The organism is Pyrobaculum sp. (assembly GCF_049971835.1).
Classification (GTDB): domain Archaea; phylum Thermoproteota; class Thermoprotei; order Thermoproteales; family Thermoproteaceae; genus Pyrobaculum.
Genome location: NZ_JBMFKV010000109.1, coordinates 1 through 6,768, shown reverse-complemented (window position 1 = coordinate 6,768; position 6,768 = coordinate 1). Strand labels below are relative to the sequence as shown.

Annotated in this window: 13 protein-coding genes; 2 read left to right on the top strand and 11 right to left on the bottom strand. The window is 59.0% G+C overall.

All coding sequences use genetic code 11. From position 1 onward, the window contains the following. Positions 1 to 298: 298 nt before the first annotated feature. The 6 genes from ACP5J3_RS09545 to ACP5J3_RS09520 form a co-directional block, all read right to left on the bottom strand. Entirely contained in the window at positions 299 to 667 is a 369-nt protein-coding gene (locus tag ACP5J3_RS09545; RefSeq protein ID WP_428495477.1) for a hypothetical protein, read from the bottom strand. 206 nt (positions 668 to 873) lie between these two features. Beyond that, on the bottom strand, positions 874 to 1,209 hold the full coding sequence (locus ACP5J3_RS09540) for a hypothetical protein (protein ID WP_428495476.1): 336 nt from the start codon (positions 1,207 to 1,209) through the stop codon (positions 874 to 876). A gap of 58 nt (positions 1,210 to 1,267) precedes the next feature. Beyond that, a complete protein-coding gene (locus ACP5J3_RS09535; protein WP_428495475.1) occupies positions 1,268 to 1,597 on the bottom strand; it encodes a hypothetical protein in 330 nt (109 codons plus the stop codon). A 50-nt stretch (positions 1,598 to 1,647) separates the two neighbouring features. After that, on the bottom strand, positions 1,648 to 1,983 hold the full coding sequence (locus tag ACP5J3_RS09530; RefSeq protein ID WP_428495474.1) for a hypothetical protein: 336 nt from the start codon (positions 1,981 to 1,983) through the stop codon (positions 1,648 to 1,650). A 56-nt stretch (positions 1,984 to 2,039) separates the two neighbouring features. Continuing rightward, positions 2,040 to 2,429 (bottom strand): hypothetical protein, encoded by a 390-nt coding sequence (locus ACP5J3_RS09525; RefSeq protein ID WP_428495473.1) that lies wholly within the window; start codon positions 2,427 to 2,429, stop codon positions 2,040 to 2,042. 148 nt (positions 2,430 to 2,577) lie between these two features. Further along, positions 2,578 to 2,862 carry a hypothetical protein gene (locus ACP5J3_RS09520; protein ID WP_428495472.1) on the bottom strand — a complete coding sequence of 95 codons (285 nt, stop codon included), beginning with the start codon at positions 2,860 to 2,862 and terminating at the stop codon, positions 2,578 to 2,580. 258 nt (positions 2,863 to 3,120) lie between these two features. Between ACP5J3_RS09520 and ACP5J3_RS09515 the strand changes: the two genes are divergently transcribed. After that, complete coding sequence (locus tag ACP5J3_RS09515; RefSeq protein WP_428495471.1) at positions 3,121 to 3,507, top strand: hypothetical protein; 387 nt, start codon at positions 3,121 to 3,123, stop codon at positions 3,505 to 3,507. A 47-nt stretch (positions 3,508 to 3,554) separates the two neighbouring features. Here the strand turns inward: ACP5J3_RS09515 and ACP5J3_RS09510 are convergent, their stop codons facing one another. The 5 genes from ACP5J3_RS09510 to ACP5J3_RS09490 all read right to left on the bottom strand — a co-directional run bounded on the left by ACP5J3_RS09510 (position 3,555) and on the right by ACP5J3_RS09490 (position 6,427). Beyond that, positions 3,555 to 3,872 carry a hypothetical protein gene (locus tag ACP5J3_RS09510; protein ID WP_428495470.1) on the bottom strand — a complete coding sequence of 106 codons (318 nt, stop codon included), beginning with the start codon at positions 3,870 to 3,872 and terminating at the stop codon, positions 3,555 to 3,557. A gap of 92 nt (positions 3,873 to 3,964) precedes the next feature. After that, positions 3,965 to 4,282 (bottom strand): hypothetical protein, encoded by a 318-nt coding sequence (locus tag ACP5J3_RS09505; protein WP_428495469.1) that lies wholly within the window; start codon positions 4,280 to 4,282, stop codon positions 3,965 to 3,967. A gap of 62 nt (positions 4,283 to 4,344) precedes the next feature. Then, positions 4,345 to 4,677 carry a hypothetical protein gene (locus tag ACP5J3_RS09500; protein WP_428495468.1) on the bottom strand — a complete coding sequence of 111 codons (333 nt, stop codon included), beginning with the start codon at positions 4,675 to 4,677 and terminating at the stop codon, positions 4,345 to 4,347. 74 nt (positions 4,678 to 4,751) lie between these two features. Then, positions 4,752 to 5,366, bottom strand: a complete 615-nt coding sequence (locus tag ACP5J3_RS09495) for a hypothetical protein (protein ID WP_428495467.1) — start codon at positions 5,364 to 5,366, stop codon at positions 4,752 to 4,754. Continuing rightward, positions 5,357 to 6,427 (bottom strand): glycosyltransferase family 4 protein, encoded by a 1,071-nt coding sequence (locus tag ACP5J3_RS09490; RefSeq protein WP_428495466.1) that lies wholly within the window; start codon positions 6,425 to 6,427, stop codon positions 5,357 to 5,359. The genes ACP5J3_RS09495 and ACP5J3_RS09490 overlap by 10 nt, the downstream gene beginning before the upstream one ends. A 129-nt stretch (positions 6,428 to 6,556) precedes the next feature. Here ACP5J3_RS09490 and ACP5J3_RS09485 point away from each other — a divergent pair. Beyond that, positions 6,557 to 6,768: TFIIB-type zinc ribbon-containing protein (locus ACP5J3_RS09485; RefSeq protein ID WP_428495465.1), on the top strand; the 212-nt coding region annotated here is incomplete at its 3' end.

The window sequence follows — 6,768 nt, the reverse complement described above, 5'->3', positions numbered from 1 at the left end:
TCTTTCGTTCTCACTCCTTGTCTATGGGCTGAACCTAAAAAATGTTCTGCTTAGCGTACAGAGATGCTACCATCAGCAATCGCCAGTCATGTGGTGGGGTCCCTCCCCAGCGCCCTGAGCGTGGCCACCTCAGCAACTCCTCTATGGAGGCTTCTCTATTTCTGACCTCCTCCTAGCATTGAAGGGCGAGGTTTGCCAACGCCTCTATCAGTTCCAACCGCCGATGGGGTGTCTATTGAGTTGCCAATGCGCCATTTCTTCTGCGTCTCGTCTATGTCCCCCTCTTCTGCAAGCTCTTTTAGCCATCGTCGTCTAGTAGCGACAAGACTTGGCCGAGCTCCTCTTCGGCGGCTTTACGGGCCCTCGGCGGGAGCGTGGAGAGCCCCCTGGCGACTAGCTGGCCGAGGGCTGTCTTTGTGTCTGGAGGGAGGGCCCTCACAAGCGCGGCGGAGCCGACCAGTTGCGCCAACTTCGCCAGAGCCCGCTCTGCCGCCCTCACTACGCGCTCCCTGCCGAACATCTGCAGTAGCTCCGCCACCGCCACGCGCCCTCTGTACTTGCTCTTCCACTTCGTGCGTTGCCCCCGCTCGTAGAGGTACGCGTTCTCCCCGTCAGAGAGAGCCCACCAGTACGAGTTCCCGAACCTTCCGATGTAGAGCCCAATCACGCTATCTTAAGACAGAGAGAGGTTAAAAACCTTACGCAGAACCCTCCAGCTCTGGGCTCAACGCTCCCGCCCCGTCTCTGCCAGCTCTTCTCTCCATGGCGTTCTTCCATCTGCCACGAGGGCCGTGTATGGGAGGGCTAGTGGGCGTGGCGACTAAGAGAAGGGCGCCTCTTCTGCTCTTCTCCCGTCGGCGAGCCGCAGTACCTTCACAGCAGTAGGTAGGCAGACGTCGCGAGGATGTAGGACGACAGTGCCGTGTCTTCCAGCTTCGAGGAACGCGCCTCAAAGGCGCCGTATAGCTCCACCGCCACGAGGGGTGAGTAGGCCACCGCCTGGACCGAGCCGGAGACCTCGAAAGCCCAAGCGCGTCTTCTCAAGATCTCCGCCTTCCGCACTAGAAGAAAGGTGTATTCACCCCACCGCTCAAGAGAGAAGTCGTGTTGTACGGCGGAGGCGTAGAGCGGCTGAGGCGTGTACGCCCGCTCGCCAGCCGCCTCTCCGTTGACCCGCTCGCTGGAGTGTTGCACGCTTTTTACCCTCATGTCCCGTAACACTCTTCCGTATTTAATACTTCTTTACGGGGGCCCCGTTGCAACAAAGCTATATGGCTATTACAGCGGCCTCTCCTACAATTAGCTTGAGGAGGTTGCCATAGCCCACGTTTTTGCCCGCCAGGCTGGTGTCCGTCGTCTTCTCCATAAGGGGGGAGACCGCGTTTTCAATAGCCTGGGAGCTGTCGGAAGTCTCCTCGGTCCAGATACGGCTACGCCAGTCCCAGACCTGCGACGAGAAGTCGCTAGGTCCGGAGGCCAGCACTACGAAGAGCTGGAGCCACTCCCTCCTGACGAAGAGCGCGGTGACGTAGGAGGCCGCCACCTCCCACTCGTCCACGTCGGACAGGCGGGAGCTCTCCAGTTGTGAAGGCCGCACGTAGCTATTTCTCCGATGTTATAAAAACATACTCTAGAGGAGGCTAGCTACTATACGACGAGCTGTACGGAGTCTGCGGACATGAGGCCCACTGCTCTTTCTCTCCCTGCCTTGCAGACGACGTTTAGCCGTGGCAGGTCTTCTACAAAGGGGGAGGAGAAGGAGGAGAGGGTGGCCAGCTCCCCTTCGCTGTTGTAGGATATGGCGTTGTTGTGCCACGTGGCGGCCTCGCGCCGAGAGGTGGCGGGTATCCTCTTCCACTCTACAGACGAGAAGAGGGGGTCGATTGTGAGTAGGAGGAAGTCCGCCTCCAGGCCAGCCTCCGCCGACCGGGCTTCCGCAGACTGGTAGTACTGGGAGTGGTAGCTGGGCGACGCGCCCCGCACGGAACGCGACGGCGCCGCTGTTTAAAATTTTGTCTTGTGGCGCCCCTTCATGCGGGCTAGACGACTACGTAGATGGCTGGCTCGTGCCTGACTCCGGTCTTGTCCAGGTATTCGTGTCTGCTAGAGGACACGCGGAGCCTGCTAGCCCCCTCCGCCATTAGGTACGCCACCTGCTCCAGCTCCCTGGCTAGCACGGATATGGTGGGTTTTGCGGTAGCCTCGTAGCCACCCTCGACAACAGTCTTGAGGATGTGGGCGCGCGTCGGCTCTGCCTCTGCGTCCTCAAAGTAGCGGATGGTGAATTCGCTCCACCACTTGAGAGAGAACATGAGAAGGAACAGGTAGGAAGCCGTTGAGGAGTGGACGGGCGGGGGGTGTGACGATATGGACACCACCTCCCCGTCTGCAGTACTACGACGTTTGGAGGCCAGGTAGCTAAGCCTCACGCGCCCTAAACCGCCAGCCACTTAAAAGTCTTCTTTGGCCCTCCCCGCCGCTGTCGTCCTAGGGAGGCTGGCGGGGGCCTTTGGCGGGCCTAGACGACGGTAGGCACTAGGACATCAGCGCCCCGGTGCTTGAAAAGGCGTTGGTGGCCTAGAAGACTATGTGGGAGGTTGTGGAGTTGTAGAGCTCGTAAAGGTGTTCCATCCAGTTATCCACATACCTATCAAGCTCGATCTCGGCTACCTCTTCCATCCAGTGGAGATCTGTGAAATAGAAAAGGGCGATCCGTCTTCTAATCTCGCTAGTACTCAAGCCTAGAGGATCCGCCGCTAGCCACTCCGAGTCTCCTTCACTTCTATAATTTCTCCACGTGAAGAGATCGTATACCTTGTCACCCTCTACGAAGTCCCGCGTGAGAGAGAGTCCTACTACCAATTCTACACCAGAGGCTCCAAGCACCCCTTCTACATCATAATAATAATTTGGCGATGCTTTCCTCATACAGCCCCCTTGTACCTGGCTACCCCCGCCTCTCTGCGTAGCGTGGCAGGAGTGGCCCACGCCCGCCATACGGCTACAGTCACGCTACCCATCACACCTAGACTGGCGTCTTTTTAAAAGCTTTACCTGGGCCCAGGGAACCCCACTAACGGTCTGTCGCCCGCTTTTTAATTCCTGGCCCTCCTGCTCTCTGTGCGCGTGAAGGGGCTTTACTACTACGTAGAGGTCCCTACCCACTACTTCCTCTTTGGCAACCCGAGGGTGGACTGGGAGTTCGCCGACGCCTACACCACCAACATCCGCAACGAGCTCTCCATCTACGACTTCGCGTTCACAGTCAGGATGTGGAACTCTTCGTGTAGAGGGGGGAGAGGGGGCGTGAGGGATCTCAGCGTGTCGTACTACAGTGAATACAGGATATATACCTGCGAAATGCGCGACAAAATAGAGCACTGTGTCGAATTAACGTCGCCGAACTTGGTGGAGGCAGAGGCGCGGGTGGCCATATTAGAGCGCGGAGGCGTGTGGCTCTGCAACCCGAGCTCCCTCTCCAGGGTGGCGTCGTCCCTAGTCCTCTAGACACTATCCACATGGCGCACCTAGCCGCTACGCAGAAGAGAGGTTGGCTAGACGACGAGGTGTGTAAACGGTTCGTGCCACAGCTCAAGGCGGTTGCCCCGCACCGCCTCTGTGTATAGGACATAGGCTTCAGTACTTCCGTCGGCTAGGGGCGGAGTGGCGGAGAGCAGTAGCTTAGAGTGGCTAGCGGAGTCGCCCACCCAAAGCCCGGTCTCCGATACGTCGACCCTGCTTCTGGCGGCTGGCATGATCTCTCCAAACCGCAGGTGGAGGAGGAGGCTCTTTCTACGCCTCCCTTCAAAATACCTCACCAGGGTGTACGCGTAGTTGAGAAACCAGACGAAGGAAAGCTTCTCGGACCTCACAAAATTCGTTGGAGGTGGTTCAGTTTTTAACTGTCCTCTTCTGCAGGCGCCTTGGGGCGCCGTTTCTGTCCCGTATCTGTCACTCGGGGTAGCTAAACAAAGGGGGTACTGATGCGGATCGTGAGTTGAGAAATTGGCTCGCTCTCTTCGCCTATATGGGAGAGGTCGAGGTGTAGCTCCAGCTCGTTTCGAACAGATACTGAGGTGAAGACTGTGAGTCCTAGTTTAGCTTCGCTTACCTCCATCTCTTCTACTTCCTCGTATCTGTCAATATAGGAGACCGAGATCTCCTCCCTTTCTGTGAGAGCGAGTGAGAGTGGCCCTACGCTACCCTTTACGTAGATCTCCCTCTTGGCGTAATAGACCTTGTGAGAGTGCTCGTATACGTGGCCTAGAGGGCGTACCCTCACACAGCTCTGTAGCGCCCCTCTTTAAAAACTAACCTCTCTCTGCCACGTCTCTGGTGGAGGGGCTAGACGACTATGGGCATCAGCCTCTCTACGCCATAGAAGCGCTCGGCCTCCTCCCTCCCTGTCTGTTGAAGGTTGAGACCTGCCACGTGGCTGACGAGCTGGCAGACCATGCTAATGTAGATCTTCGACTGGCCACCCACCTGGTAGATGTAAGACAATAGCTTCTCTATGGCGATAACGGAGCGGGTGCCACCTATCTCCCACAGCCCCAGAGAGAGCTTGGCCCCGACCCCCTGTATGAAGAGGCCGGGGATAGAGAGCTCGCAGGTTGCGGGCCTCTGCCCGTGGTAGATGGCGCCACCCTCATAGCTCGGCTTGTGTATTCTCACCACGCGACACTATGGTTCACATATAAAAAGCTACCGATAGGCGGAGCTTGGCGTAGACGCTGAAACTGGGCCAGATTTCATGACGGAGAGGAGGCCAAGCTTATTAGCCGACCGTCTGGGGCCAGGGCGAGGTTCCCGCCGACTATGTGGAGGGCCTGGGCCTCCCCCACGGCTACTGGCCTGACTCCTATCGCCCTGGCCTTCTCTGCGAAGTAGACGTCTTCTCCCATAGGCTTGAGGGAGAACCAGGGGCGGTCCAGCGACTTGAAGACCTCTGCGTCTATCAGGGCGAAGCCCAGGCCGCAGACGTCCACCGGGAACATCCCCTGTGGCGCCGCCCTGAGGTTTGTGTACGCGCCACCGTGCTTTACGTGGAGGTTGAGCCCCCTCAGGTTCTTCTCCCAGTACACCCCGCAGACAAACGGCAGATCTGCGGCGAGGAGCTTGAGGACCGCCGCCACGTCTGTGGGCACTATGTCCGAGTCTATGAAGAGGATCCTGGCCGCCCCCTGCGCGACTGCGTACTCCACACCCGCCTCCCTGGCTACGTCTACGGCGTAGTGCTTGGAGAAGAGCACCCTCACCCCCGCGACGGGGGAGAGCGCTGTGTATATGTCCAGGAGCCTGAGCGTGAAGGCGTGGTGCACAAGCCCGTCGCCACCTAGAGGCGTGACTATGGCGACTACCTCCATAGCCCGAGGAGGCACTCCGCCATGCCTCTGAACCTCTCTCTTGAGATTCGGGCAACCTCCTCCCGGTCCCACTTCTTCTCCAAAGCCTCTCTAAATAAAGAGTTGAGCTCCTCAACGTCTACAGCCTCGCCGAGCTTCTCGCGCCACCTCTCAGCCTGCTCCGCCAAGTTGAGCCTGTTTTTCGCGAGGGCGCCAGTGGAGCTGTCCACAAGCTCCGGCCCGGAGCCAGCTGTGGTGGTGAGGACAGGCGTGCCAGAGACGAGGGCCTCCGCCATCGCCATGCCGAAGGCTTCGAGGTAGACGGTGGGCTGGACGAAGAGCTTCGCGCGGGAGAGCAACTGCCTCTTGACGTGCTCCCCCCTTTCCCCGCCTGGGAGGAGGAGGAGCGAGACGTTCCGAAGCCTCTTGGCCACTCTGCTGTACTCTGCGTGCCAGTGGAAGTGGTCTGGGAGCGTGGGGCGCCACGCCAGGACGAATCTGACTGAGGGGTTGAGCTCCGCCAGCTTCAAGACGTAGTCTACGCCTTTAGACGGGTGGGGCCTGCCTAGGTACAGCACGTACCTCCCTGGCTCTCTAGACACCTGGTAGAACTCGCCCCGCACGGTCGGCCTGCAGACCCCGTCGACGCGTACGCCCAGCTCCTCTCCGTAGCGCCTCACCGCGTGGGTGTACACCACCAGCTTGTACCTCCCGGTCAGCGGGCGGGAGAGGTCGTAGCCATTGCGCACCACCACGGTGGGGCGCCTGTAGAGGAACTCCCACTCCGCCACAGACGCCGTGGAGGACATGTCTATGACGTAGTCGCAGAGAGACAGCTCCCTCCTGTACCGCTTGGCCAGCCCTCTCTCCCCCCTCCAGTCGAAGTAAGAGGGAGGGACTGGCAGGTGCCTAACCCCCTCTGGCAGAGACGACTGCGGAGTGGCGAACACTACCAAATCCGTTTTTCCGAGCTCCGCCATCTCAAGCAACGCGTAGTAGGCTATGAGCTCCGCCCCGCCGTAGCCAGTAAACCTCCAGGGAGGGAGGGGCGCCATAGAGGTGGAGACTAGGCACACCCGCATGAGGTAGAGAAGTAGCTAGCTAAAAAATCTGCGCCCGCTAGCGGACAGGAGGCATGGCTAGTGGCTTGTGGCGCTCTGTTTACCACCGAAAAAGATTTGAAAATATTTAAAGATAGGTGTAAAGGAAGTGTGTCTTTACGTTGTCCCTACTGCGGGTCTGAGAAGCTGGTGGTCAACCCCGAGGGCGAGCTCGTATGCGCCACATGTGGCCTGGTAGTCGACGAGTGCGCCACGTGCGAGTCCGAGAGGGGGCTGAAGTTCCTCCCGAAGAGGGGCGACATCCCGCTACCTATCTCCCCCCTGGGGACGTACATTGGGAAGAAAGACGCGCGGAACAGCAA

Coding starts and splice junctions, on each gene's coding strand:
- ACP5J3_RS09540 (WP_428495476.1), bottom strand. CDS start 1,209: ATGAGGGTAAAAAGCGTGCAACACTCCAGCGAGCGGGTCAACGGAGAG.
- ACP5J3_RS09495 (WP_428495467.1), bottom strand. CDS start 5,366: ATGGAGGTAGTCGCCATAGTCACGCCTCTAGGTGGCGACGGGCTTGTG.
- ACP5J3_RS09490 (WP_428495466.1), bottom strand. CDS start 6,427: ATGCGGGTGTGCCTAGTCTCCACCTCTATGGCGCCCCTCCCTCCCTGG.